This window comes from Limosilactobacillus pontis DSM 8475, from assembly GCF_001435345.1.
Taxonomy (GTDB): domain Bacteria; phylum Bacillota; class Bacilli; order Lactobacillales; family Lactobacillaceae; genus Limosilactobacillus; species Limosilactobacillus pontis.
On record NZ_AZGO01000015.1, the window covers coordinates 1 to 217 of the forward strand.

The 217-nt window shown below is 40.1% G+C and carries 1 rRNA gene; it reads left to right on the plus strand.

The annotated features are described in order from the left end of the window. Positions 1-140: 140 nt before the first annotated feature. Positions 141-217, plus strand: a 16S ribosomal RNA gene (locus tag FD34_RS01300); the annotation flags it as partial.

The following is a 217-nucleotide window of genomic DNA, read 5'->3' on the forward strand; positions in this document are numbered from 1 at the left end:
GTAGACCTTTGAAAACTGAACAAAGTTTTTGACGAACTAAATGTGTAGGGTCTTCAATCACTTCGGTGATTTGAAGCAAAACATTTGCGAAGTCAATTCGCTTAATTAATTTGATTTAGAGCTATTCAAGTTCTTATATTTTATATGAGAGTTTGATCCTGGCTCAGGATGAACGCCGGCGGTGTGCCTAATACATGCAAGTCGAGCGCACTGGCCC